This is a genomic window from Pseudomonas sp. JDS28PS106 (genome assembly GCF_036706555.1).
In the GTDB taxonomy this organism is placed as follows: Bacteria; Pseudomonadota; Gammaproteobacteria; order Pseudomonadales; family Pseudomonadaceae; genus Aquipseudomonas.
This window is the reverse complement of the sequence record NZ_JBAJGT010000017.1, coordinates 39,385-65,026: the sequence shown is the minus strand read 5'-3', so window position 1 is coordinate 65,026 and position 25,642 is coordinate 39,385. Positions and strand designations below refer to the sequence as shown.

24 protein-coding genes are annotated in these 25,642 nt (G+C 60.6%); 12 read left to right on the top strand and 12 right to left on the bottom strand.

Annotation, left to right across the window (positions count from 1 at the left end; genetic code table 11):
• Nucleotides 1-11: 11 nt before the first annotated feature.
• Together TRP66_RS21225 and zigA are read left to right on the top strand one after the other, a co-directional pair.
• Nucleotides 12-533, top strand: coding sequence for a DUF3617 domain-containing protein (locus TRP66_RS21225; protein ID WP_333406838.1), 522 nt, complete (start codon nucleotides 12-14; stop codon nucleotides 531-533).
• A gap of 185 nt (nucleotides 534-718) precedes the next feature.
• Entirely contained in the window at nucleotides 719-1,927 is a 1,209-nt protein-coding gene (gene zigA, locus TRP66_RS21220) for a zinc metallochaperone GTPase ZigA (RefSeq protein WP_333406836.1), read from the top strand.
• A 6-nt stretch (nucleotides 1,928-1,933) separates the two neighbouring features.
• Here zigA and TRP66_RS21215 read toward each other — a convergent pair whose 3' ends face one another.
• Nucleotides 1,934-2,311 carry an NADH:ubiquinone oxidoreductase gene (locus TRP66_RS21215; protein ID WP_333406834.1) on the bottom strand — a complete coding sequence of 126 codons (378 nt, stop codon included), beginning with the start codon at nucleotides 2,309-2,311 and terminating at the stop codon, nucleotides 1,934-1,936.
• A 59-nt stretch (nucleotides 2,312-2,370) separates the two neighbouring features.
• Here TRP66_RS21215 and TRP66_RS21210 point away from each other — a divergent pair, with 59 nt between their 5' ends.
• Nucleotides 2,371-3,342: a CobW family GTP-binding protein gene (locus tag TRP66_RS21210; RefSeq protein ID WP_333406832.1), complete on the top strand. Its 972-nt coding sequence runs from the start codon at nucleotides 2,371-2,373 to the stop codon at nucleotides 3,340-3,342.
• Nucleotides 3,343-3,345: 3 nt separating this feature from the next.
• Here TRP66_RS21210 and TRP66_RS21205 read toward each other — a convergent pair whose 3' ends face one another.
• Nucleotides 3,346-3,738 (bottom strand): DUF3301 domain-containing protein, encoded by a 393-nt coding sequence (locus TRP66_RS21205; RefSeq protein ID WP_333406830.1) that lies wholly within the window; start codon nucleotides 3,736-3,738, stop codon nucleotides 3,346-3,348.
• Between the two features lie 115 nt (nucleotides 3,739-3,853).
• Between TRP66_RS21205 and pdxY the strand changes: the two genes are divergently transcribed.
• Nucleotides 3,854-4,720, top strand: coding sequence for a pyridoxal kinase PdxY (gene pdxY, locus TRP66_RS21200; RefSeq protein WP_333406828.1), 867 nt, complete (start codon nucleotides 3,854-3,856; stop codon nucleotides 4,718-4,720).
• Between the two features lie 22 nt (nucleotides 4,721-4,742).
• Here the strand turns inward: pdxY and TRP66_RS21195 are convergent, their stop codons facing one another.
• Nucleotides 4,743-5,228 (bottom strand): acyl-CoA thioesterase, encoded by a 486-nt coding sequence (locus TRP66_RS21195; RefSeq protein WP_333406826.1) that lies wholly within the window; start codon nucleotides 5,226-5,228, stop codon nucleotides 4,743-4,745.
• A gap of 283 nt (nucleotides 5,229-5,511) precedes the next feature.
• Here TRP66_RS21195 and TRP66_RS21190 point away from each other — a divergent pair, with 283 nt between their 5' ends.
• Nucleotides 5,512-7,275, top strand: a complete 1,764-nt coding sequence (locus tag TRP66_RS21190; protein WP_333406824.1) for a cation:proton antiporter — start codon at nucleotides 5,512-5,514, stop codon at nucleotides 7,273-7,275.
• A gap of 33 nt (nucleotides 7,276-7,308) precedes the next feature.
• Here TRP66_RS21190 and TRP66_RS21185 read toward each other — a convergent pair whose 3' ends face one another.
• The 3 genes from TRP66_RS21185 to uvrD form a co-directional block, all read right to left on the bottom strand.
• Nucleotides 7,309-7,716 (bottom strand): SMI1/KNR4 family protein, encoded by a 408-nt coding sequence (locus TRP66_RS21185; protein ID WP_333406822.1) that lies wholly within the window; start codon nucleotides 7,714-7,716, stop codon nucleotides 7,309-7,311.
• Between the two features lie 132 nt (nucleotides 7,717-7,848).
• A complete protein-coding gene (locus tag TRP66_RS21180; RefSeq protein WP_333406820.1) occupies nucleotides 7,849-8,691 on the bottom strand; it encodes a Tim44 domain-containing protein in 843 nt (280 codons plus the stop codon).
• A gap of 230 nt (nucleotides 8,692-8,921) precedes the next feature.
• A complete protein-coding gene (gene uvrD / locus TRP66_RS21175; RefSeq protein ID WP_333406818.1) occupies nucleotides 8,922-11,105 on the bottom strand; it encodes a DNA helicase II in 2,184 nt (727 codons plus the stop codon).
• Nucleotides 11,106-11,449: 344 nt separating this feature from the next.
• On the opposite strand from uvrD, the gene hexR reads away from it, so the two are divergent.
• Entirely contained in the window at nucleotides 11,450-12,316 is an 867-nt protein-coding gene (hexR, locus tag TRP66_RS21170; RefSeq protein ID WP_333406816.1) for a transcriptional regulator HexR, read from the top strand.
• 149 nt (nucleotides 12,317-12,465) lie between these two features.
• Nucleotides 12,466-12,651 carry a PA3496 family putative envelope integrity protein gene (locus tag TRP66_RS21165; protein WP_333406888.1) on the top strand — a complete coding sequence of 62 codons (186 nt, stop codon included), beginning with the start codon at nucleotides 12,466-12,468 and terminating at the stop codon, nucleotides 12,649-12,651.
• On the opposite strand, the gene TRP66_RS21160 is transcribed toward TRP66_RS21165, so the two are convergent.
• Entirely contained in the window at nucleotides 12,605-13,555 is a 951-nt protein-coding gene (locus TRP66_RS21160) for a LysR family transcriptional regulator (protein WP_333406814.1), read from the bottom strand. The two genes, TRP66_RS21165 and TRP66_RS21160, sit on opposite strands and share 47 nt — an antisense overlap.
• A 177-nt stretch (nucleotides 13,556-13,732) precedes the next feature.
• On the opposite strand from TRP66_RS21160, the gene TRP66_RS21155 reads away from it, so the two are divergent.
• Nucleotides 13,733-15,148: an acetyl-CoA carboxylase biotin carboxylase subunit gene (locus TRP66_RS21155; RefSeq protein WP_333406812.1), complete on the top strand. Its 1,416-nt coding sequence runs from the start codon at nucleotides 13,733-13,735 to the stop codon at nucleotides 15,146-15,148.
• Between the two features lie 11 nt (nucleotides 15,149-15,159).
• Complete coding sequence (gene oadA / locus TRP66_RS21150) at nucleotides 15,160-16,983, top strand: sodium-extruding oxaloacetate decarboxylase subunit alpha (RefSeq protein WP_333406810.1); 1,824 nt, start codon at nucleotides 15,160-15,162, stop codon at nucleotides 16,981-16,983.
• Between the two features lie 100 nt (nucleotides 16,984-17,083).
• On the opposite strand, the gene TRP66_RS21145 is transcribed toward oadA, so the two are convergent.
• The 3 genes from TRP66_RS21145 to TRP66_RS21135 are packed head-to-tail and all read right to left on the bottom strand — an operon-like array spanning nucleotide 17,084 to nucleotide 18,887.
• On the bottom strand, nucleotides 17,084-17,794 hold the full coding sequence (locus TRP66_RS21145) for a GNAT family N-acetyltransferase (protein WP_333406808.1): 711 nt from the start codon (nucleotides 17,792-17,794) through the stop codon (nucleotides 17,084-17,086).
• A gap of 14 nt (nucleotides 17,795-17,808) precedes the next feature.
• The gene (locus TRP66_RS21140) at nucleotides 17,809-18,255 is read right to left on the bottom strand and encodes a GNAT family N-acetyltransferase (protein WP_333406806.1); all 447 of its coding nucleotides are present in this window, start codon (nucleotides 18,253-18,255) and stop codon (nucleotides 17,809-17,811) included.
• Nucleotides 18,252-18,887 (bottom strand): FMN-binding negative transcriptional regulator, encoded by a 636-nt coding sequence (locus TRP66_RS21135; RefSeq protein WP_333406804.1) that lies wholly within the window; start codon nucleotides 18,885-18,887, stop codon nucleotides 18,252-18,254. The genes TRP66_RS21140 and TRP66_RS21135 overlap by 4 nt, the downstream gene beginning before the upstream one ends.
• A 91-nt stretch (nucleotides 18,888-18,978) precedes the next feature.
• Here TRP66_RS21135 and pdxR point away from each other — a divergent pair, with 91 nt between their 5' ends.
• The 3 genes from pdxR to TRP66_RS21120 all read left to right on the top strand — a co-directional run bounded on the left by pdxR (nucleotide 18,979) and on the right by TRP66_RS21120 (nucleotide 22,822).
• Nucleotides 18,979-20,538, top strand: coding sequence for a MocR-like pyridoxine biosynthesis transcription factor PdxR (gene pdxR, locus TRP66_RS21130; protein WP_333406802.1), 1,560 nt, complete (start codon nucleotides 18,979-18,981; stop codon nucleotides 20,536-20,538).
• Nucleotides 20,539-20,604: 66 nt separating this feature from the next.
• The gene (locus TRP66_RS21125; protein ID WP_333406800.1) at nucleotides 20,605-21,816 is read left to right on the top strand and encodes a YeeE/YedE family protein; all 1,212 of its coding nucleotides are present in this window, start codon (nucleotides 20,605-20,607) and stop codon (nucleotides 21,814-21,816) included.
• A gap of 124 nt (nucleotides 21,817-21,940) precedes the next feature.
• A complete protein-coding gene (locus tag TRP66_RS21120) occupies nucleotides 21,941-22,822 on the top strand; it encodes a bestrophin family protein (protein ID WP_333406798.1) in 882 nt (293 codons plus the stop codon).
• Between the two features lie 202 nt (nucleotides 22,823-23,024).
• Here the strand turns inward: TRP66_RS21120 and TRP66_RS21115 are convergent, their stop codons facing one another.
• Together TRP66_RS21115 and TRP66_RS21110 are read right to left on the bottom strand one after the other, a co-directional pair.
• On the bottom strand, nucleotides 23,025-24,029 hold the full coding sequence (locus tag TRP66_RS21115) for an asparaginase (protein WP_333406796.1): 1,005 nt from the start codon (nucleotides 24,027-24,029) through the stop codon (nucleotides 23,025-23,027).
• A 32-nt stretch (nucleotides 24,030-24,061) separates the two neighbouring features.
• A complete protein-coding gene (locus tag TRP66_RS21110) occupies nucleotides 24,062-25,510 on the bottom strand; it encodes an alanine/glycine:cation symporter family protein (RefSeq protein WP_333406794.1) in 1,449 nt (482 codons plus the stop codon).
• Nucleotides 25,511-25,642 lie beyond the last annotated feature (132 nt).

Sequence of the window (25,642 nt, the reverse complement as noted above, 5' to 3'; positions counted from 1 at the left end):
GGAATTCTTTTATGAACAAGCGCACCTTGGCGTGGATGTTTTGTTTGCTGGCACCGGCGGCTCATGCCCAGATGCTCCAGCCGGGCCTATGGGAAGTCACTTCGAGCAATATGCAGGTCGATGGGCAGCAGATGCCCGATATGCAATTCATGATGGGCCAGTTGAAAAACCTGCCACCTGAACAGCGTGCCATGATGGAGCAGATGCTCCAGAAGCAGGGCGTTACTCTGGGCGGGAACGGCGTGCAAATCTGTCTGACCCCGGCGCAGGTGCAGTCCAATGACATTCCGCTGACCGATCCCAAGTCGGGATGCTCGCAAAAGATCACGGCGCGTAATGGGAAGACCTGGAATTTCCAGTTCAGTTGTCCAAAGGCGCAGGGTACCGGTCAGGCCCAATTCCTGAGCGACAAGGAATTCACGACCAAAGTCGTCGGTACCTTCAACGCGACTGGCCGGCAGCAGAACGGAAGTATGGACACTAGGGCAGTCTGGCTGGGTGCGCAGTGCGGCTCGGTCGCACCTCGTAGTTAAATTTGAGCGTTCCACGTGGAACATTCTGAAAGTGGAACATCATGGATGTTCCACGACCTGATTCTTCTTCAGATGCCAAATCCGAAGCCTGTCACATAAAGCCTGATGAAAAGCCGTACGGTTGTTATATTATAACGAAACGCTATTTTGCCGCGATTCGTTTACCTCGACCGAGATTCAGACTGATGCCTAATCGTTTACCCGTCACTGTGCTATCCGGCTTCCTTGGAGCAGGGAAAAGTACCCTGCTCAATCACATCCTGCGCAATCGCGAAAGTCTGCGGGTCGCAGTGATCGTAAATGACATGAGCGAAATCAATATCGACGCAGGCGAAGTTCAGCGTGACGTGAGCCTCAATCGCGCAGATGAAAAGCTGATCGAAATGAGCAACGGCTGCATCTGCTGCACACTGCGCGAAGATCTGCTGGAAGAAGTCAGCCGGCTGGCACGCGAAGACCGGTTCGATTATCTGTTGATCGAGTCGACCGGTATTTCCGAACCGCTGCCGGTCGCCGAAACGTTCACGTTCCGGGACGAGGCCGGAAAGAGCCTGTCCGACCTGGCCCGGCTCGACACCATGGTCACGGTGGTGGACGGTGTGAACTTCATGCTCGACTACCAGGCCGCGGAAAGCCTGACCAGCCGTGGGGAGTCGCTTGGGGATGAGGATGACCGTTCGATCACCGACCTGCTGATCGAGCAGATCGAATTCGCGGATGTGCTGCTGTTGAGCAAGATCGATCTGATCAGCGCCAGCGAGCGGCAAGAGCTGCTGGCGATCCTGCGCAGGCTCAACGCCCATGCCGAGATCGTGCCGATGGTCATGGGCGCCGTTCCGCTGGCAACGGTGCTGGGAACCGGCCGCTTCGATTTCGAGCGCGCGGAGCAGGCGCCGGGCTGGCTGAAGGAGCTGCGTGGCGAGCATGTCCCGGAAACCGAAGAGTACGGAATTGGCTCCACCGCCTACAGGGCAAGGCGTCCGTTTCATCCCGAGCGTTTTTTCAGCTTCATCGACCGGCCCTGGACGAATGGCAAGCTTTTACGCTCCAAGGGGTTCTTCTGGCTGGCGAGCAAGTACCGAGAGGCGGGCAGTTGGTCACAGGCCGGCGGCCTGATGCGCCATGGTCTGGCGGGAAGATGGTGGCGCTTCGTGCCGCGTGACAGCTGGCCTGAGGACCGGGAAAGCGTGGCGTCTATCCTGGATCAATGGACCACCGACGCGGGCGACTGCCGGCAGGAACTGGTCTTCATCGGGCAAAACATCGACTTCGCACAGCTCACCGCGGAACTGGACGATTGCCTGCTGACAGACGACGAGATGGCGCAGGGACCAGAGGACTGGCTGCGGATGCCCGACCCGTTCGGTCCCTGGCACACGGACGAAGCGGCCTGAACATCTCTAGCGAGGCACGACCCAGCTGCCCTGGCTCTGTCCTTCGCAAAAGGGCTTGAGATACAGGGCATCGCTCGCCACGCCGTAATAGTGGATGTCTTCGCGATAGGGCATATTGGCGACCTGCGCATTCTTGCAGACTCCGAACGCACCCGATGGGCAGCTTTCGAAGTATTGAGTAGCGACCTTCTGGCCCGACAGCTGCGGCTGGCAGAAGCTCTCGCGGAACATCTCGGCGGGTACGCTGATGTTTTGCTGGCAGACTTTGACATCCAGCCGCTCTGCCTGGCTGTGGACAAGACAGGCTTGCGCCCATGAGGCGTCCGCCAGGGTCGTCCCGACTATCAGCGCCAGAGCGGTGAACCAAGGCTTCGCTTGCGTCATTGCCCATCCTTCGTTTTGAATTCATCCACGACCACAGTTACCCTCTGATCAGTGCCGCCATGCTCCAGAATATTCCTACTCATGTGATCGGCGGTCCGCTTGGTGCGGGCAAGACCAGTCTGATCAAGCATCTCCTGGCGAACAAACCTGCGCAGGAGCGCTGGGCAGTGCTGATCAACGAGTTCGGTCAGGTCGGGCTCGATGCGGCTCTGCTGACGACCGCGGCCGATGGTATCGCACTTGGCGAAGTGGCTGGCGGCTGTCTATGTTGCGTGAACGGCGTGCCATTCCAGGTAGGACTCGGCCGATTGCTGCGTAAGGAGCGTCCGGATCGGCTGTTGATCGAACCCTCGGGCCTTGGGCATCCCGCCCAGCTCATGGAGCAGCTTCGCCAGCCGCCGTGGCAAGGCGTGCTCTCCGTGCAGCCTGCGGTGATGGTGCTGGACGCGGCGGCATTGGCGAGGGGAGAGGCGCTTGCCGCCAGCCAGGAGGCCGCACTCAGTGATGCCGGGCTGCTGGTTCTCAACAAATCTGAATCTGTCGAAAAGCCCGAACGTCGCGAAATTGCCGAACGTCTGGCGGGCCATTCCCTGATCTGGACTCGACATGGACAGATGCCCGTGGCTGAGCTGCCCGGTTTCATGACGTCGGTGCCTGTGGATAACGAGATTGTGGATAACCCGGCCCTGACGGGTACTGGAAATCCATTGCCGACGGTCTGGACGAACCCGAACAAGCCAATCTGCGCCAGTCACGCGGCACCGACCAGCTGGAGCATCGGATGGCGGTGGCATCCTTCGCAGCGCTTCGATCTGGAGCGTCTGCGTCATTGGCTGGGCGAGGAGGGCTGGCAACGGGCAAAGATGGTCATGCACGGCGCAAGCGGCTGGGTCTCGGCGAATGCAGTGAACAGGGAGGACGTGATCTGGGAGTCGAGCGACTGGCGTCAGGACTCGCGGCTGGAACTGATTTTCACCAAAGCCCAGGACGCCGACGCGCTGTCGGCGCGACTCGATGCCTGTCGGCTTTGAGGGTCACTGTTTCCACTTCTGATGCGACTGACGCCATTCATTCATCTGAATGATATTGGCGCTGGGTGGCGGGGTCTTGATCTCGAACGGATAGGGCGCAAGCTCGATATGCGCGGTGTGCGCGCCGAACATGGTGATGGTTCCCGGATGCCGTTGCTCGCCCGTCACGGTGAACTCGAAATTGTAGATGCGCGCCAGACGCTTGCGTCCCTGGACATCGCGCGCGAAAGTCACGCGACGCAAGGCGACATTATCGTCCAGCAGCTCCAGATCGAGCTTCGCGCAGTGCTGCTTGACCCGCTCCAGCGCTCGCTCGCGCAGGCCATGAGCATGCCAGAACCAGGCTCCAGCGCTCGCGAACAGCATCAGCACGAAAATGTTTCCCAGGGTCAGCATGGCAATGGTGCTCTAACAAAGGAGTCATCAGCTTAACTGCCCGAAGTGATTTCCAGCCATACTGCGCGCTTTATATTTCTTATTATTGCATTTGCATCGTGTTCAGGACCCGCCAATGAAACGTACCCCTCACTTGCTCGCCATCCAGTCCCATGTGGTATTCGGCCATGCAGGCAACAGTGCAGCGGTGTTCCCGATGCAGCGTATCGGCGTCAACGTCTGGCCGCTCAATACGGTTCAGTTCTCCAACCACACGCAGTACAAGCACTGGACAGGCGAGGTGCTTGCGCCCCAGCAGATCCCCGCGCTCATTGACGGGATCGCCGCCATCGGCGAACTGGGCAATTGCGACGCCGTCCTGTCCGGTTATCTGGGCAGCGCGGCGCAGGGGCGGGCAATTCTCACCGGCGTCGCGCGAATCAAGGCCGCCAACCCCGGCGCGCTGTACCTGTGCGACCCGGTGATGGGGCATCCGGAAAAAGGCTGCATCGTTCCGGCGGAAGTCAGTGACTTCCTGCTCGAAGAAGCGGCGGCGGTGGCTGACTTCCTGTGTCCCAACCAGCTTGAGCTGGACAGCTTCTCGGGCCGCAAGCCGGAGTCGCTGCTCGACTGTCTCGCCATGGCTCGCGCACTGTTGAGCCGTGGTCCCAAGGCGATCGTCGTCAAACACCTGGATTATCCAGGCAAGCCGGCCGATGGTTTCGAAATGCTATTGGTCACCGCGGACGCCAGCTGGCACCTGCGTCGGCCGCTCCTGGCATTCCCGCGCCAGCCCGTGGGCGTCGGTGACCTGACTTCCGGGCTGTTTCTTGGCCGGGTCCTGCTGGGCGACGATCTGGTTGCGGCGTTCGAATACACCGCGGCAGCCGTTCATGAGGTATTGCTGGAGACCCAGGCGTGCGGCAGCTACGAGCTGGAGCTGGTGCGCGCCCAGGACCGGATCGCGCACCCTCGCGTGAAATTCGAAGCTGTACGGCTCTAGGACGTCTGGCGCTCCAGGCCGGTCAGAGCGCCTCTTCCTTGATCTCCTGATAACGCTTCTCCAGCTCCTGGCGGATCTGCCGACGCTGTTGCGCCTGAATGAACCGGCGCTTGCCGTCGGCACTTTCCGGTTCCAGGCGTGGGACGCTTGCCGGCTTGCGGTTATCGTCCACGGCAACCATGGTGAAGAAGCAGCTGTTGGTATGACGCACCGAGCGCTCGCGGATGTTCTCGGTGACGACCTTTATTCCCACCTCCATCGAAGTGTTACCGGTGTAGTTCACCGAGGCCAGGAACGTCACCAGCTCTCCTACGTGGACCGGCTCGCGGAAAATCACCTGGTCGACCGACAGGGTGACGACATACCGACCCGCGTAACGGCTGGCGCAGGCATAAGCGACCTCGTCCAGATACTTGAGCAGGGTTCCGCCATGCACGTTGCCAGAAAAGTTGGCCATGTCCGGGGTCATCAAAACGGTCATCGACAATTGGGCGTTTCCGGGTTCCATAGCGTACTCACACGGTCAAGATAGTTGGATGGCGCCTGGGTCTGGCGCTCTGAATGGATGTCATCGGGACGCAGCCAGCCTGAGGGCCGTCACACGACCTTCGCTGGATCTGTTTCCATATATTGCACCGCCATTCTGACAGAGAGCGCGGTGTTAACCTGCGAAAACCCGAGGATCGGGGTTTCCCACATGTTTATCAGACTTTTCAGCGATGCATATGGAGCATTTCCATAAGGCGTCGTCGCAGTCAGAAACAGCGTCACCACCAAAGGAGCCGTACGTCGTGCATGCCATTAATTTTATTCAGGACTTGGCAGTCATCATGCTCGTGGCTGGTGTAGTGACCATCTTGTTCCACCGGCTCAAGCAGCCTGTCGTGCTCGGTTATATCGTGGCCGGTTTCATCATCGGCCCGCATACGCCGCCAGTGGGGCTGATTCATGACGAGGAAACCATCAAGACCCTTGCCGAGCTGGGGGTCATCTTTCTGATGTTCTGCCTGGGGCTGGAATTCAGTCTCAGGAAGCTGTTCAAGGTCGGCGCAACCGCATTCATCGCCGCTTTCCTGGAAATCGCGCTGATGATCTGGATCGGCTACGAGATCGGCCAGTTCTTCGGCTGGAAAACCATGGACTCGCTGTTCCTCGGCGCGATTCTGGCGATTTCCTCGACCACCATCATCGTCAAGGCGCTCAACGACCTGAAGATGAAGAACGAGCGCTTCGCCCAGCTCATCTTCGGTGTTTTGATCGTGGAGGACATTCTGGGCATCGGCATCATTGCCCTGCTTTCCGGTATTGCCGTGAGCGGCACCGTCAGCTCGGGAGAAGTGTTCTCCACGGTCGGCAAACTGTCGCTGTTCATGATCGTTGCGCTGGTAATCGGGATCCTGCTGGTGCCGCGGTTGCTGGCCTACGTTGCGCGCTTCGAAAGCGACGAAATGCTCCTGGTTACGGTACTCGGGCTGTGCTTCGGGTTCTGCCTGCTGGTGGTCAAACTGGAATACAGCATGGTGCTCGGCGCTTTCCTGATCGGCGCAATCATGGCCGAGTCCCGGCAACTGGTGAAGATCGAGCGGCTGGTCGAGCCGATTCGCGACATGTTCAGCGCCATCTTCTTCGTGGCGATCGGTTTGATGATCGATCCCGGCATTTTGCTCGAATACGCGTGGCCGATCGCCGTCATCACCGTGGCCGTCGTGCTAGGCAAGATGCTGTCCTGCGGTCTGGGCGCGTTCATCGCCGGTAACGATGGGCGAACTTCCCTGCGAGTCGGCATGGGTTTGTCGCAGATCGGCGAGTTCTCTTTCATCATTGCGGCGCTCGGCATGACCCTGCAGGTCACCAGCGACTTCCTCTATCCGGTCGCGGTAGCCGTATCGGCGATCACGACGCTGCTCACGCCCTACCTGATTCGGGGCGCCGATCCTCTGTCGCACAGGCTGGCAGGCGTCATGCCGCAGCGGCTGGCGCGTGTCTTCGGCATGTACGGTGAGTGGCTGCGCAGCATTCAGCCCCACGGGCAGGGCGCGGTACTGGCGTCGATGATTCGACGGATTCTGTTGCAGGTGGGCGTGAACCTGGCGCTCGTGATGGCGATATTCTTCTGCGGCAGCTATTTCGCCGAGCGACTCGGGTCCTACCTGAGCGACTGGGTGGCGGATGTCGGCACCCAGAAGGCATGGATATGTGGCGCGGCAGTCGTCCTGTCGCTGCCGTTCCTGATTGCCGCCTATCGCAAACTCAAGGCGCTTTCGATGCTGCTGGCGGAAATGGGCGTCAAGCCCGAGATGGCTGGCCGCCATACCGCCCGGGTTCGCAGGGTGGTGGCAGAGGTCATTCCACTGTTGTCGCTGCTGGTAATCTTCATCATGCTCACGGCCCTGTCGGCCAGCATCGTGCCGACCCGGGAGTCGCTGATAGTCATCCTGGTGGTCGCGGCGCTCGTCGCCGCTTTGCTGTGGCGCTGGTTCATCCGGGTACATACGCGGATGCAGATTGCCTTGCTCGACACGTTGGGCAACAACAGTGAGTCATCCGGGCATTGATCCGGTGACCTCTAGCCACCTGCTCGGGATGACTCAGCTTTCCAGCCAGACATCCCGCGCCCAGTGCCAGACCGATTCCCAGTTTTCTTCGGTCACCAACTCTTCTTCGCCGGACCACAGCACCACGGTGCCGTCTTCCTCGACGCAGTAGTAGTCGTCACCGTCCTGGCAGATCGGGATCAGTTCACGCGGTACGCCGACGTCCCAGGCTTCGGCCGCGACGTCCGGCAGGTAGGTGTGCGACTGTGGATCGGTGACGGTCACCGGCTCCAGGCTGCCGTAGACGACGTCGCTTACGGTCAGCAGAAATTCCTTGAATACGAACGGGATATTGATGAACAGCTGTTCTTCGATCTCGACGAGCAGGTCTTCGTCCGGCAGTTCGAGGGGGACCGGAACCTTTTCGTTTGCTTCACGCAGTTGTTCGATGACTTCTTCCACGACATGGATCCTCTTGCTTGATGGCGCGGGTTATACAGTAGCGTAAAGGCTTTCTCAAAATAACTATCCGATCGGACAGAACGAAAAACCCCGGACTAGTCCGGGGTTCTGAACGCGAGATCAGGTTCTGGTTCAACCGTTCTGGCGGATTCCTGCTACCAGCCACGGCTGGTTGTCGCCTTGGGCGCGCTCCATATTCCAGCTTTCGCTGAACACTTCGCCCTGGTCGAAACGCGAGTTCTTCGACACACCGGAGAAGGTCAGGGTCGCGATGGTCTTGTCAGCCCGATCATCGACACCCTCCAGCTGGACGTGCAGGTTGTCGATGTAGGTCGACTGGAAGCCGTCGCCCAGGTCCGCGCGTTCCTTTTTCAGGAATTGCAGCATTTGTGGCGTGACGAACTCGGCGATCTTGTCCATCTCATTGGCGTCCCAATGCTGCTGCAGCGACTGGAAGTGGCTGCGAGCGGCTTCCAGGAAGCGCTCTTCGTTGAACCAGGCCGGTGCGTTGATCACAGGCGCGGCTTGAGCCGAAGAGGCACTGCCGAAGATCGGGTTCTGAACCGGCTGGCTGGTTTCACGCTGATAAGGCGCACCGGCACCGGCCATCTTTGGCTGTTGCTGCTGCCGACGGCGAGCGATGAAGCGGAAGATCAGGAAGGCGATCAGGCCCATGATCAGGATGTCGAACAGTTGCAGGCCGTTGAAGCCGTCACCCATGAACATCGAAGCCAGCAGGCCGCCGGCGGCGATGCCGGCCAGTGGACCCAGCCAGCGAGAAGCACCGCTGGCGGCCGGCGCAGGGCGTCCGGCAGCGTTCGGAGCTGCGGCAGGCGTGGCAGGGGCGGTTTGACGCGCCTGATGAGTCGGCGCGGAGCCCATGCTCTTGCCACCACCGAAGCGCGCGGCGTTTACATCCAGACTCAGAGTGAGTCCGATGCACAGCGCCATAGCGATGCTTAGAAAACGTTGCATAAAGGGATTCCCGTTTTATGAATTGCACGCCCGCCATGTTGCACAGTCGGGGGGCACATGGCTAGCGGCTTAATGTTTCGGACTTTTGCACAAATGGCGTAGGAATTTTCAGCGCTGTCTATAGGGCGTGACATTTATCGCCAGCAAGACGGATCGCCGCCCGCTGGCTCCTACGTGGTACGTGTAGGAGCCAGCTTGCTGGCGATCGGCCTTGCTGGCGATTTTTCAGACTACAACGCCACCAACTTCGCATAACCCATCATCAGCCACTTGCTCCCCTCGGCGAAGTTGACCTGCACCCGAGCCTGGGCGCCGGCGCCTTCGAAGTTGAGGATGGTGCCTTCGCCGAACACCGAATGCTGGACACGCTGGCCCAGCTTGAACTCGGTTTCCGGGATGCCGCTGCCGCTGAACAGGCTGCTGTTGCTGACCTTCTGCGTGCCGCCGAACGGGCGACTGACGCTGTTGGACAAACGAACTTCCTGAATCAGGGTTGGTGGAATTTCACGTACGAAGCGTGACACCTTGTTGTAGGTCTCGCTGCCGTACAGCCGGCGAGTCTCGGCATAGGTCATGACCAACTGCTGCATGGCGCGGGTGATGCCGACGTAGGCAAGGCGGCGCTCTTCCTCAAGGCGGCCCGGCTCTTCCAGACTCATCTTGTGCGGGAACAGGCCTTCTTCCATGCCGACCAGGAACACATGCGGAAACTCCAGGCCCTTGGCGCTGTGCAGCGTCATCAGCTGGATGCTGTCCTCGTGCTCTTCGGCTTGGGTATCGCCCGCTTCCAGCGAAGCGTGGCCGAGGAAGGCCGCGAGCGGCGACAGTTCTTCGTCATCCTCGGTGTTCTCGAAGTTGCGCGCGGCGCTGACGAGTTCCTCAAGGTTTTCCACCCGTGCCTGGCCTTTCTCACCCTTTTCCTGCTGGTGATAGTCGATAAGGCCGGATTGCTCGATGACGGTCTGAGTCATCAGGTGCAGCGGCATGTCGCTGACCTTGGCGGCCAGATTCTCGATCAGCTCGACGAATGCACCCAGTGCGCCGGCAGCCCGTCCGGCCACGCCTTTATTGGCGATGAGCAGGCGCATGGACTCCCACATCGACACGTGCGCGTGACGTGCATGCTCGCGGATCGCTTCGACGGTCTTTTCTCCGATACCGCGTGGCGGTACGTTGATGACGCGTTCCAGCGCCGCATCGTTGCCGCGTCCCTCGATCAGACGCAGGTACGCCATGGCGTTCTTGATCTCGGCCCGTTCGAAGAAGCGCTGGCCGCCATAGATGCGGTACGGAATGCGTTCGCGCAACAGTGCTTCTTCCAGTACCCGGGACTGGGCGTTGGAGCGGTAGAGAATGGCGATATCGCTTCGGGCGATGCCGGTCTTGAGCGCGCTTTCGATGGTTTCTACCACGTAGCGCGCTTCGTCATGCTCGTTGAAGGCCGCGTACAGATTGATCAGTTCGCCTTCACCGACGTCCGTCCAGAGCTCCTTGCCCAGACGGCCGCTGTTGTTGACGATCAAGCCGTTGGCGGCCTTGAGGATGCTGGCCGTCGAGCGATAGTTCTGCTCCAGCCGGATCACTTCGGTATCTGGGAAGTCGTCGGAATACTGGTGAATGTTCTCGATCTTCGCGCCACGCCAGCCGTAGATCGACTGATCGTCGTCGCCCACTACCATCAGGCTGTCGCCGCCCTTGGCGAGCAGGCGCAACCAGGCGTACTGCACGGCGTTGGTGTCCTGGAATTCGTCGACCAGCACATGGCGGAAGCGGCGCTGGTAATGTTCCAGCAGGCCAGGGTGGTCACGCCAGAGATCGAGCGCACGCAACAGCAGTTCGGAGAAGTCGATGACCCCGGCGCGCTGGCAGGCAATCTCGTAGGCCTCGTAGATGGCCTTCATGGTGGTCAGGAACAGGTCGCCGTTGGCCTGGATATGCCGCGGGCGCAAGCCTTCGTCCTTCTGGCCATTGATGAACCATTGCGCCTGGCGGGCGGGCCAGCGCTGTTCATCGAGGCCCAGCTCACGGATGACGCGCTTGACCAGTCGTTGCTGGTCATCGCTGTCTAGGATCTGGAACGTCTGCACCAGACCGGCTTCCTGCCAGTGCGCGCGCAGCAGGCGGTGTGCCAGGCCGTGGAAAGTGCCGACCCACATGCCGCCCGGGCTGATACCCATCAGCTGTTCGATGCGGTGGCGCATCTCGGCCGCGGCCTTGTTGGTGAAAGTCACCGACAGGATGGAATGCGGCGAGGCTTGCTCGACCTGCATCAGCCAGGCGATACGGTGCACCAGCACACGGGTTTTGCCGGAACCAGCGCCGGCCAGGACCAACTGACGGCCAAGCGAAGCCGCTACGGCCTGCCGCTGGGCATCGTTGAGGGAATTGAGAAGCAGAGAGAGATCATCGCGCATCGACGCATTCTAGGATGCCACGCCGAGGCGGGCAAACCATGCTTCATGGCTGGCGCGAAAAAAGTCGCGGCGGTGACGACCGGTCATCGGTGCTTGCTCGTTCGGACCGTATACGGATTACATCTGTTCGAACGGCAACGCACAGGATTACGACTACGCTTCACCCACCGCACAAGGCTATCAGGCCTTGAATGTAGGATTATTCCCACAAATCTGGCCGATTTGCCCTGCTTACATATCAAGCAGAGTAATGAGCTTCGTTTAACTGTGCGTTCTGCGGGTCATGTAGTATAACTACAAGAAAGCTACAACCCGCCCATACTTATCTTTATAGAGTCCTACCTGTGAATCTGCTGCAGCACATCGCCCAGTCTCGTCATTTGTTGCGCAAGTCGGAGCTCAAGGTGGCCGATCATGTGCTGCTCGACCCTGCGGCCGTGATGCACAGCTCCATGGCCGATCTGGCCCACAGCGTGGGTATCAGTGAGCCGACCATCGTGCGGTTTTGCCGGGCCATCGGTTGCACGGGCTTCCAGGACCTCAAGCTCAAGCTGGCGCAGAGCCTGGCGGCAGGGGCGAGCTTCGGGCAGTTCGCGATCCATGAGGACGATTCGGTCGCCGACTTCAGTCTGAAGATTTTCGACACCACGCTGCACACGCTCATGGAAGTTCGGGAAAACCTCGACCCTCACGCCTTGCAGCAAGCGATTACGGCCATGGCCGGGGCCAATCGGGTCGAGTTCTACGGCTTCGGGGCCTCCGGCGCAGTGGCGGCCGATGCGCAGCACAAGTTCTTTCGTTTGCTGCTGACCGCCGCGGCGTATTCTGACCCGCACATGCAGGCGATGTCGGCGGTGACGCTCACGCCCACTGACGTTGCCGTATGCATCTCTCAATCCGGGCGTTCCAAGGATCTGCTGATCACGGCCAATCTGGTTCGGGACGCCGGAGCGACCCTGATCACGTTATGCCCGAGCCAGACTCCGCTGGCCGAGTTGTCTTCGGTCAATCTGGCGATCGATGTGCATGAAGACACCGAGATCTACACGCCGCTGACTTCGCGTATCGCGCATCTGGTGGTCATCGATGTACTGGCAATGGGCGTCGCAATGGCACGCGGGCCAACCCTGGTCAATCACCTCAAGAGCGTCAAGCGCAGCCTGCGTGGGTTGCGCCTGTCGCCAAAGTCGATCAAGTCGCACGACGACTGATCCGAGCGTAATGGCAGCCCGCAGAATTCATCGTTCTGTCACCTGCGCGTTGCCTAACGGTCACCACGACCGCCCATGCTGATGCTCCCACACCACGTATTGGGAGACAGACCATGGCTCGGCATTACGATGATTTACCCAAGAGCGCTGTGAAGACCCGTCGCCAGATGGAAGACCAGCGCCGCATGGAATTCCGCCGCGCGATCGAAAGCTACAGCGAAGCGCGTCGGCTGAATCAGGATCTGTGTGACTATCTAGACGCCGCGACCGATCATTTCTGGCAAGCCGCTACGCCTGACGTGGATGGCCGTCGAAACGTTCGACAAGCTGGCTGATGCGGGCACGTTCGGTGCGGATGAAGCCAAGGAAAGCGTGAGCGACCGGCGACAGGCGCTTGTCCTTGGCATTCACCACGCACCAGCTGCGGTACAGCGGCAGCTCGGCAACCGGCAGTTCCCTGAGCGTCCCGGCCGCGAGTTCCTGGCTGACGGCGTGGCGGGTCAGCAGCGCCAGGCCGAGGCCTGCCACGACACATTCGCGTTGCGCTTCGCTGGACGACACTTCCAGTGTCTGCTCGAAATGCACGCGTTTTTCCTTGAAGTACTCTTCGCATGCGCGACGCGTGCCCGAGCCTGATTCACGGATCAGCAGGGGCCAGGGCTCCAGATCTTTCAGGCTGACCTGCTCGTGGGCACACAGCGCATGATCCGGCGGCGCGACGGCGATGATTGGATTGTTGAGGAAGGGCATGAATTCCAGCCCCATGTCCTGCGGCACCATCGACATGATGACCAGGTCGTCCCGGTTATCGGACAGGCGCCGGATGATCTGATTACGGTTCGCGACCGTCAGGTTGAGGCTGACTTCCGGATAGTCGCGCTTGAACGCGGCGAACAGATGCGGGGTGAAGTATTTGCAGCTCGATTCGACGGCCAGTTTCAATTGGCCCTGCAGCGAGCCCTGCATGTCGGAAAGCTGCATGTCGAGGTTTTCCAGACGTCCGAAAATATCCCGACTGGCTTGCTGCAAGGCTTCTGCCGCTTCAGTGAGGTAAAGCTTTTTGCCCACGTATTCGAACAACGGCTGACCTACCAGTTCTTCCAACTGGCGAACCTGCAAACTCACGGCAGGCTGGGTCAACGCCATTTCCTCCGCCGCGCGGCTGAAGGAGCGTAAGTCGCAGACTTCATTGAAGACTCGCAACTGACGCAATGTCAGTCTCATCAACGACTTACGCATGGCCACATCTCCATTCCGATATCTGGAAACCGGGACTATAAGCTTTAGCTTATGCCCGACCCAAATTTTACTGATTTTTATTAATCCTCGATCCGGCCTAGGGTGACTTCTGCGTCATCGCGTCACACGCGGGTCGGCCCGACCGGGCTGATCCTCCTTATGGTCGAGGAAACGCCAGTGATAACAAAAATATTGATTGCCAACCGTGGGGAGATTGCCGTTCGCATCGTGCGCGCTTGCGCAGAGATGGGCATTCGGTCGGTGGCCATCTTCTCGGAAGCTGATCGCCACGCCTTGCATGTGAAACGTGCCGATGAAGCCTACAGCATTGGCGCCGAGCCGCTTGAGGGCTATCTCAATCCCCGCAAGCTGGTAGGTCTCGCGGTGGAAACCGGTTGTGATGCTCTGCATCCGGGTTACGGATTCCTTTCGGAAAATGCCGAATTGGCTGAAGTCTGCGCACAGCGCGGCATCAAATTCATCGGGCCGGCGGCTGACGTCATCCGGCGCATGGGTGACAAGACCGAAGCCCGGCGCAGCATGATTCAGGCGGGTGTTCCGGTCACGCCGGGCACGGAAGGCAACGTGGCCGATGTCCAGGAAGCGCTGCGTGAAGGTGACCGGATCGGCTATCCGGTCATGCTCAAGGCCACGTCGGGCGGCGGCGGGCGAGGCATACGTCGCTGCAACAGTCGCGATGAGCTGGAGCAGGCTTTCCCGAGAGTCATCTCAGAAGCCACCAAGGCATTCGGTTCTGCTGAGGTCTTCCTGGAAAAGTGCATCGTCAATCCGAAGCACATCGAAGCGCAAATTCTGGGCGACAGTTTTGGCAATGTGGTGCATCTGTTCGAACGAGACTGCTCGATTCAGCGGCGCAACCAGAAACTCATTGAAATCGCCCCAAGCCCTCAACTGACCCCCGAGCAGCGCGCCTACATTGGCGATCTCGCGGTACGCGCTGCCCAGGCGGTGGGTTACGAGAATGCCGGCACCGTGGAGTTCCTGCTCGCCGATGGCGAGGTCTACTTCATGGAAATGAACACCCGTGTGCAGGTGGAACACACCATCACCGAGGAAATCACCGGCATCGACATCGTTCGTGAGCAGATCCGGATTGCCTCCGGCCTGCCCTTGTCGGTCAAGCAGGAAGACATCATTCATCGCGGCTTCGCCTTGCAATTCCGCATCAACGCCGAAGACCCCAAGAACAACTTCCTGCCCAGCTTCGGCAAGATCACCCGTTATTACGCGCCGGGCGGCCCAGGCGTGCGGACCGATACGGCGATCTATACCGGCTACACCATCCCGCCGTATTACGACTCCATGTGCCTGAAGCTGATCGTCTGGGCGCTCAGCTGGGAAGAAGCCATGGATCGCGGCCTGCGGGCGCTGGATGACATGCGCGTACAAGGCGTGAAGACCACCGCGGCCTATTACCAGGAAATCCTGCGCAATCCGGAATTTCGCAGCGGCCGGTTCAATACCAGCTTCGTGGAAACCCATCCGGAACTGACCAACTATTCGATCAAGCGCAAACCCGAAGAGCTGGCCCTGGCCATCGCTGCCGCTATCGCCGCCCATGCGGGCCTGTGAGGATTAGAACAATGCACAACTCTCAGACCACCAAACGTATCACGGTCACCGACACCATCCTGCGTGACGCTCACCAGTCGTTGCTCGCCACCCGGATGCGCACCGAAGACATGCTTCCCATCTGCGACAAGCTCGACAAGGTCGGCTACTGGTCACTGGAAGTCTGGGGCGGCGCGACCTTCGATGCTTGTGTGCGCTTTCTCAAGGAAGACCCCTGGGAGCGTCTGCGCCAGCTGCGCGCGGCCCTGCCTAACACCCGCCTGCAGATGCTCCTGCGCGGACAGAACCTGCTGGGTTATCGGCATTACAGCGATGACGTGGTCAGAGCGTTCGTCGCCAAGGCGGCCGACAACGGCATCGACGTGTTCCGAATCTTCGATGCCATGAACGACGTGCGCAACCTGCGCGTTGCCATCGAGGCCGTAAAAACGGCCGGCAAGCATGCCCAGGGTACGCTCGCCTACACCACCAGCCCGGTGCACACCATCGATGCCTACGTCACTCAGGCCAGGCAGATGGAAGCGATGGGTTGTGATTCGATTGCGATAAAGGACATGGCGGGCCTGTTGACGCCGTATGCCACCGGCAAGCTGGTGACCGCGCTGAAGGCCGAGCAGTCGCTGCCGGTGTTCGTGCACTCCCATGACACGGCCGGTCTGGCGGCGATGTGTCAGCTCAAGGCCATCGAATGCGGCGCCGACCATATCGACACGGCGATTTCGAGCTTCGCCTGGGGCACCAGTCATCCGGGCACCGAATCGATGGTAGCGGCCCTCAAGGACACCGAGTTCGATACCGGGCTGGATCTGGAGCTGTTGCAGGAAATCGGCCTGTATTTCTACGCAGTGCGTAAGAAATATCACCAGTTCGAGAGCGAATTCACCGCAGTCGACACCCGCGTGCAGGTCAACCAGGTGCCCGGCGGCATGATCTCCAACCTGGCCAACCAGCTCAAGGAGCAGGGCGCTCTCAGCCGCATGAACGAAGTGCTGGCCGAGATCCCGCGCGTGCGCAAAGACCTTGGTTATCCGCCGCTGGTGACCCCGACTTCGCAGATCGTCGGCACCCAGGCGTTCTTCAACGTACTGGCCGGCGAGCGCTACAAGACCATCACCAACGAAGTGAAGCTGTATCTGCAAGGACGCTACGGTCGTGCGCCCGGTCAGGTCGATGAAAAGCTTCGGCGCCAGGCCATCGGTAACGAAGAGCTGATCGACGTGCGGCCTGCCGACCTGCTCAAGCCGGAAATGGACAAGCTGCGGGCCGAGATCGGCAGTCTGGCGAACAGTGAAGAGGACGTGCTGACCTTCGCCATGTTCCCCGATATCGGTCGCAAATTCCTTGAAGAACGCGCCGCGGGCACGCTGATCCCGGAAGTGTTGCTGCCTATTCCGGAAGCCGGGGCCGTTGCCCAGGCCGGCGGGGAAGGCGTACCCACCGAATTCGTCATCGACGTGCATGGCGAAACCTACCGGGTCGACATCACAGGCGTGGGCGTGAAGGCCGAGGGCAAGCGTCACTTCTACCTGTCTATCGACGGCATGCCTGAAGAAGTCGTGTTCGAACCGCTCAACGAGTTCGTCAGCGGCGGCTCCAGCAAACGCAAGCAGGCGCATGCGCCGGGCCACGTCAGCACTACCATGCCCGGCAATATCGTCGACGTGCTGGTCAAGGAGGGCGACAGCGTCAAGGCCGGCCAGTCGGTACTGATTACCGAAGCCATGAAGATGGAAACGGAAATCCAGGCGTCCATCGCAGGGAAGGTGGTCGCCATTCATGTCGCGAAAGGGGACCGGGTCAATCCCGGCGAAATTCTGGTGGAGATCGAAGGCTGAACCTGCATCGCTCCGCTGTCGGTTAACCTCATTGGGAAGCGCAAGCTTCCCTTTTTTATGCCGGACACCCATTCGGCTTGCAGATGGGCGTGATACGGCGTCATGGACGATTGAGCTGACCCACCCGCGATAGCCCCGCGTCGGTCCGGCAGTCTTCCAGGGTTCGGGCTTGCCCGTCTGCCTGCTGGTTCTCGGTGGCCAGCCAGGTTTCGAAGCCTGCGGCGATGGCCGGCCATTCCTGATCAATGATCGAGTACCAGGCCGTGTCTCTGTTCTTGCCTTTGACCACCATGTGTTGACGAAAAAGGCCTTCATAGCTGAAGCCCAGGCGTTCTGCCGCTCGTTTGGAGCGGGTGTTGTCGGCGTTGCACTTCCACTCCAGCCGCCGGTTGCCCAGGGCAAAGGCTTCGCGAGCCAGCAGGTAAACGGCTTCGGTGCTTTTCGGGGATCGCTGCATGGCGGCGCCGAAGGTGACGTGACCGATCTCGATCCGCCCATGGTCGGGGATTATCGACAGGAAACTGATGATCCCCTGAACCTCGCCACTGCGGCTGTCGATCACGCTGTAAAACCACGGATCGGTTGACCGGGCGTGGCCCTCCAGCCAGGCGTCGAAGCCTTGTCGTTCGCTGAACGGGCCGTAAGGCAGGTAATCCCAGAGTCTGGGATCGGCGTCCGGACCTTGCAAAGTTGTCCACAGATCCTGCGCGTGGCGCACGGGGTCGAGTTTCTCCAGGCGGACATAGCGCCCTTCAAGCGTCGTACTTGCAGGGAGTCGGGCAGGCTGCCAGGACAGATCGGCTTTGGACATCGTGAGACTCCGGATCAGAACGTTTTGCGAAATTGAATGAAGCCGCTGCGCTGCGCGATACGTTCGTACAGCTGAATGGCCGTTGCGTTGGTTTCGTGGGTCAGCCAGTGCACCTTGTCGCAGCCGTCGGCCGTGGCACTGGTGTAGACGTGTTCGATCAACGCCCGGCCCAGCCCGGTTCCGCGCCGATTCGGCGCCACGAACAAGTCCTGTAGGTAACAGGCATTATTCAGGCTCCAGTTCGAGCGATGATAAATGAAGTTCACCATGCCGATTGCCTGACCTTCTTGCCATGCCAGCGCCGAATGGCAAGGCTCGGCCGGGTCCAGCAGACGCTGCCAGGTGACATCGCTGACCGCGGGCGCCAGATCGGTCTCATAGAATCGCAGATACGCTTGCCACAGGGGCAACCAGGCGTTGTGGTCGCCAGTCGTTACAGGACGAATCTGTACGTTGCTCATGAAGCAATCTCCTGGGTCATCAGGCGAGCGACCTCCCGATCCTGGAGGTCGGAACTGGCAGCCAGGCCGGCGCGCACGCCCGCCTGATCTTCCGCAGTGCGGTTCTGGCTCAGCTTGCGCTTGCCTTCCAGACGCTGAATGGGCAAGGCGAAACCGACAATAGCTCGCAGCATGCTGGCGATGTAGTCCTGTGGCGCATCATCCACCGACCAGGGGGCAGGGCGCGCGGCCTCATGCTTGCGGGTCAGGTCGCTCACCAACTGGCGCAAAGGCTCGGCATCGGTGAACACTTCCGCCTGACCATAGGCATGAACGGCCTGATAATTCCAGGTGGGTACGACTTTGTGATGCTCGGCCTTGCCGGGGTAGAAGGAAGGCGTCACGTAGGCATCCGCGCCGGGAAAGATCACCAGCGCTTCGGCGCCGGCCGCAAGATCCCGCCATTGGGGATTCGCTTTCGCCATATGCCCGTACAAGGTTCCGAACTTCCCGTCGGATGTACGCAACAGCGGCAAATGCGAAGCTTGCAAGCCCTGCTCGCCATGCGTCACCAGTACTGCCAGACGCGTCTGGTCCATCAGCGCGTGCAACGCCGGGATATCGGTTTCAGCGAATGCTTTTGGTACGTACATAAGATTGCCCCCTTGGCCTGTTGCTGAATCCTAGGCAGGCTATTGGCATGTTGTAAGAGCCACTATTCGGAAATTTGAGAGGGCCAATCAAATGCGTACGCCTGCGCCGATTTTTCCGGCTAGCCTGGCTGGCATCGAGTTGCAACGCGGGCGAGGAATCGGACGCCAGCTTTACCACGCCCTGCGGCAGCGCATCCTCGACGGTAGCCTTGGCGGCGGAATGCGTCTGCCAGCCAGCCGCGAGCTGGCCGGTTTATTGTCGATTTCGCGCAATACAGTGATGAAAGCGTATGAGCAGCTCTATGCCGAAGGTTTCGTCGAAGGGCGGACAGGCGATGGCACCTATGTAGCGGCTCTTCTGCCAGATATGAAGAAAGATAGAACCACAGGGCATAAGTTATCCACTTATTCATCCACAGGGTTATCGACAGGGTTGCGCACAGGTTTATCCACAGATTCCATTCAATCGAACCCGCAATTCAAGGATGAAGTTATCCACAGCCCTGCGTTGGAACGCCTGGATCTTCACCATCTGAAGCCCCCCGCTCAGGGAGCACCACGCGCTTTTCGGGTCGGTGTTCCGGCTTTCGATCTTTTTCCGTTCGATGTCTGGAGCAAGCTGCACGCGGGTTTCTGGCGCAAGCCTGAACTGCAAAAGCTGGGCTATGGCGAGCCAGCGGGAGAATGGCAACTGCGCGAACTCATCGCGACCTACCTACGCTCTTCACGCGGGCTGGACTGCGAGGCTGAGCAAATTATGATCACCAGCGGTGCGCAGCAGGCCATCAGCCTTTGTGCACAATTGCTGTTGGCCCCCGGCGATACCGTGGCTGTGGAAAACCCGGGGTATCGCGCCGCCGGAAATGCGCTGGCAATTACCGGGGCGTACGTCGCAGGAATGGCGGTCGACGCCGAGGGCATGCGCTGTGACAAACTGCATGAGGCTGGTTGCAAACTGGCGTATGTCACGCCTTCTCATCAGTATCCGACCGGGGTGGTCATGAGCCTGGCGCGGCGCCTTGAGTTGCTCGACTGGGCCGAGCGCTCCCGGGGCTGGATCATCGAGGACGATTACGACGGCGAGTACCGCTACAGCGGCGCGCCGCTGGCGCCTCTGGCGGGCCTCGATCGACAGGGACGGGTCCTGTACGTCGGCACTTTTGGCAAGGTGCTGTTTCCCGCCTTGCGGCTGGGTTACCTGGTGTTGCCGGCGGCGCTGGTCAAGGCGTTCGGGCAGCGCAAGGCACTGGATATGCGGCACTCGGAAGTCAGTACCCAGATGGTCATGGCGCAGTTCATGGCTTCAGGGCACTTCCAGCGGCATATCCGGCGCATGCGACGGGCGGCGGCGGGGCGGCGCGACGCGCTGTTGGCAGGGTGGCCGAGTGATCTGCCAGGCTGCGAACCCATGCCCAGAGTCGTGGCCGGGCTGCACGCCACGGTGAGAGTTTCCAGCCTGGCCCGTGAGCAGGAACTGGTCTCAAAAGCGGCTGCGGTCGATGTCGAGATCAATCCGTTAAGCGATTACTGGTTGCCGGATTCGACCGAGCCTGTGGATAACCGTGCCGGGCTGGTGCTGGGGTTCGCGGCGGTCAACGAGCACGCGATTGCCGAAGCGCTGCGCAAATTGCGCTACGCCTGGTCAGTGTGATGGCCTGATGAAAGCATGTGCAGGGTATAATCGGCGCCATTTTTTCACTTTTTCGTAGAGCGAATCATGAGTATTTCTGCTGTAGCCATGCCCGGGCGCAAGCTCGGCGCTCCCCTGGCCGCGCTGTTCCTGCTGTTGCTGGGCGCGCAGTTTCTGTTGATGAGTGTCGGTGCTCGTCAGGTCCTGCTGTGGATCGTCGGCGCTGCTCTGGGGATTACGCTGTATCACGCCGCGTTCGGCTTCACGTCGGCATGGCGCGTGTTCATTCGTGAGCGACGCGGTGCCGGGCTGCGCGCCCAGATGGTCATGCTGGCCGTTGCGGTCGTACTGTTCTTCCCGGCCTTTGGCGCGGGGACACTGTTCGGCCAGCCGGTCAACGGGCTGGTCGCGCCGGCCGGTGTCTCGGTGATCGTCGGTGCCTTCATCTTTGGTATCGGCATGCAACTGGGCGGCGGCTGCGCGTCCGGCACACTGTTCACCGCTGGCGGCGGCAATGCGCGCATGCTGGTGACCCTGGTGTTCTTCATCATCGGTTCATTGATCGCCACCCATCACGTGGACTGGTGGTTCGCGCTGCCGTCCTTGCCGGCAACCTCGGTGGTGAAGACCTTCGGCGTGTTCCCGGCGCTGATCCTGAATCTGGTCGTCTTCGCGCTCATTGCCCTGGTTACTGTGAAGCTGGAAAAGCGTCGTCATGGACAGCTCGAAGCACCGGTGACCAGTGAGCACACCGGCCTGCGCCGTGTGCTGCGTGGTCCGTGGATTCTGGTCTGGGGCGCCGTCGCGCTGGCGCTGCTGAACTACGCGACCCTGGCACTGGCCGGACGTCCGTGGGGTATCACTTCAGCCTTCGCCCTGTGGGGCGCCAAGGTTGCCGGCAGTCTGGGCGTCGATGTCGGCAGCTGGCCGTTCTGGCAGATGGCCGCCAACGCCAAGGCCCTGGCCGCGCCGGTCTGGGAAGACGTCACCAGCGTCATGGACCTCGCGATCATGCTGGGAGCGCTGCTGGCCGCGGGCCTGGCCGGTCGTTTCGCGCCGAGCCTCGACATCCCGACCCGCTCACTGGTGGCGGCGGTGATTGGCGGCTTGCTGCTGGGTTACGGTTCGCGTCTGGCATACGGCTGCAACATCGGCGCTTACTTCAGCGGCATTGCGTCCGGCAGTCTGCATGGCTGGCTATGGCTGGTCGCTGCCTATATCGGCAACGTGGCCGGCGTCCGGTTGCGCCCGATTTTCTTCGCCGGCGAACGTCCACAAGTTGCCCTGAGCGGCTGCTGAACCGCTCTGCATCCACGGTCTTGAGCAGGCCCTGCGCGAACCAACTGCCGTAAAGGCATTCAAAAGCCTTGCAAAGCGAGGCGGGTTCGCAGGGGGCTTGCTTATTGAACGACGGGGTGCGCCGATGCAGACGATTCAGGGAAAACTCCGGTTTCTGGGCAAGACCTTCGGGTATGTGGGTTGGTCGCTGTTCTGGCTGTTGATCTGGGACGTGATCGTCACAGTCGATTACATGCTCTATCTCGATCGCAAGGTCGATCTGCCCGCCATGCCGCTGACGCTGCTGGGCTCCGCGCTGGTCGTACTGACCAGCTTTCGCAACTCCAGCGCTTACAACCGTTGGTGGGAAGCCCGCACGCTATGGGGCGCGCTGGTCAACAGCTCGCGCAGCTTCGCCCGCCAGGTGCTGACCCTGGTTGAGGATGACGACGGTATCAACCCGGTCAAGGCCGTGCTGCTGCGTCGCCATGTCGCTTACGTCAAATGCCTGTCCGCGCACCTGAAGGGCACGACTTGTGGCGATGAAGTGCGTGCCTTGATTCCTCGCGACGAATACGAGCGTCGTCACGACACCAACAACTTTCCCAACGACCTGTTGAGTGCCTCCGCGGCCTTGCTCGCCAAGGAATACGCGGCGGGGCGCCTGGACAGCATTCGTCTGGCGCGCCTGGAGTCCACCATGGTGGATATCTCCAACTGCCAGGGCGGCATGGAGCGTATCGCCAATACGCCGTTGCCTTATCCGTACGTGGCTTTTCCACGGCTGTTCATCACGCTGTTCTGCCTGATCGTGCCCATCGGGCTCGTAGAGACGCTGGAATGGTTCACGCCTCTGGCCTCGACGGTCGTGGGCTTCATGCTGCTGGCGATCGAGCGCATCGGCACCGACCTGCAGAGCCCCTTCAAGGCCAGCGAGCACGAAATCCAGATGGCGGCGCTGTGCAACAACATCGAGCGTAATCTGGATTCGATGTTGCGGGATGCCAAAGAGGAGTGCCTGGCCTGATCCGACCGGCGGATTTCTGCCGCTGTGCGGCAGATCGCGAGCAAGCCCACAAGGTTCACGGAATCCGTGGGAGCTAGCTTGCTGGCGATTCTTGATACCTGACACACCCAAACCATCCGGTTTGCTGCCGCTGCGCGCCAGATCGCGGATAAATCCGCTCCTACAAGGTCACGTTGGAGGGGCTATGCTGCAAGGGGCCTTATCAGCGCAACTCGCCGCACAGGTCCAATTCGACAAGCCGGCGTACCTCGGCGGTATCCAGCCCGGCACCGAACAGTGCGTGAAGCTTGCCCAGCGCCGCTTCACGAGTCATGCCGCCGCCCGACAGCACACCGACCGTGCGCAGAAGGCTGCCTGCTTCGTAGACGTCCAGTTCCACGCCGCCCTCATGGCACTGGGTGATCGCAACCAAGCAAATGCCCCGCTCGGTGGCGCGCAGGAGGCTGTCCAGAAACTGTCGATCATTGCTCGGGCCGGTGCCGCTGCCGAAGCATTCCAGCACGAGACCCTGAATGCCGCTGTTCACGATCGCATCGATCTGAGCAGCACCGATGCCGGGGTAAAGCGGCAAGGTCGCGATACGTGCCGGGGCCTTGGCGTGGCGATAGCTCAAGGCTTCCGGCAGCGCATCGGCCACCTGACCACCCCGCAAGCGCTCCAGCGCAGCAAACGGATGTCGCCCGAAGCTGCGAATCTTCGCACAACGGGTAGGCACCATCAGCTGGCCGTGGAAGTACAGATGCACCCCCGGCGCCAGGCCGCCGCCCAGCGCCAACAGTGCGCCGTTGACGTTCTCCCAGGCGTCGCTGTCCGGCACGCCGGCCGGCAGCATCGAGCCGGTGAACACCACCGGGGCATCAAGCCCCAGCAGCTGGAAACTCATGGCGGCCGCGCTGTAGGCCAGGGTATCGGTGCCGTGCAGGATCAGGACCGCATCACAGCCGTCCTTGTCCACCGCCTCGACCACCGCGTCGCGCAAGCGAAGCCAGTAGGCCGGAGTCATGTTGGCGCTGTCGATCAGCGGAGACATCTCGCGAAACCGCCATTGGGGAACGACCAGCTCCGGCAGCGCGGCAAGCTGCTCCGCCATGCGGGCTTCGAAACCCGAAGCGGGCGCAAGCCCACCGGCGCCGGCCTGCATGCCGATCGTGCCCCCGGTGTAAAGAACCATCACTCGTTGGGCTGCACGGTTTACATCATGAGTCATGGTTCCATTCCTTGAGGGCGGTACGTCGAGAGTCAGTGAGCTTGTGCGGGCTTTGCCGAGGACTCGGCACCGTTCACCGGCTGCTGCTGCGGGTTGGCAGGCCATGCGGAACGATCGAGGTCCAGGTCGGGGAACTTGCTGGAGTCGAACACCGGCGTCTTGATCCCGGCCTTACGCTGCGCATCGTAGTCCACCAGAATACGGCGAGCCACTTTGAACAGCATGGCCAGGGCGATCAGGTTGACGAAGGCCAGCAGCGTCATGGTGATATCGGCAAATGCGAAGACCGTGTTCAGGTCGACTACCGCGCCCCAGAAGATCAGCACCAGCACCAGCACACGGTAGCCCATCAGCCAGCTGCGTTTTTCGCCGACCAGGAAGCGCAGGTTGTTCTCGCCCAGATAGTAGTTGTAGAGAATCGAGGTGAACACGAACAGGGCCAGCGCCACGCTGATGAAGATCCGGCCCCAATCGCCGACGACCGCAGCCAGCGAGTTCTGCGCCAGCACGATGCCGTTGCCGCTGTAGCCCACGTCGTAGATGCCCGACAGCAGAATCAGCAGCGCGGTACAGGTGCAGATGACGAACGTATCGAGGAATACGCTGAAGGCCTGGACCACGCCCTGGGCAATCGGGTGTTCCACCTGCGCGACGGCCGCGACGTTCGGGGCGCTGCCCAGGCCGGCTTCGTTGGCAAATACGCCACGCTTCACGCCCATGACGATGGCACTGCCGATCAGGCCGCCGAATACCGGGTCCAGACCGAAAGCGCTCTTGACGATGGTCATCAGCATGGCCGGAACATGCTCGATCTGAACGGCGATCACATACAGCGTCACCGCGATATAGATCAGGGTCTTGACCGGAACCAGCAGGTCGGAAATCGCGGCGATACGCTTGATGCCGCCGATGAACGCCATGCCCAGCAGCACGACCAGACAGATGCCGGTGGTCAGCGAATCGACGCCAAAGGCGCTGTGCAGCGAATCGGTCACCGCGTGGGATTGCAGGCCATTGAACGAGAAACCGAAGGTGACCAGCAGCAGGACGGCCATGACCATCCCCAGCCAGCGTTTACCTAGCCCATGCTGAATGTAGTAGGACGGTCCGCCGCGGAACTGGCCTTCGGCGTCCTTGCGCTTGTACAACTGCGCGAGCGCGCATTCGATGAAGCTGCTGGACATGCCGACCAGCGCGGTTACCCACATCCAGAACACGGCGCCCGGACCACCCAGTGTCACGGCAATGCCGACACCGGCGATATTGCCCGCACCAACACGGCCAGCGAGGCTGAGCATCAGCGCCTGGAAGGAGCTCAGTTGTCCCGAGCTGCTACGTAGGCTGTCACGAAAAACAGCGAACATGTGGAAAAAATGGCGGAATTGAACGAAACGAGAGCGAATCGTGAAGTAACCACCCAAACCTACAATCAGGACAATCAGGACCTTGCCCGAGAGGAAGTCATTAACCATTTCCAGCATTTTTGTTATTCCTCGTCAATTTGAGGGGGCGCACTATACCGGTGCGAAGTTTTTACGTCTGTAGGCGTCTTCTTGTGTGACCGATTCTTCATTTACGCTGAAGAACCGGGTTTTTCCCCGCCGTTACGGGAA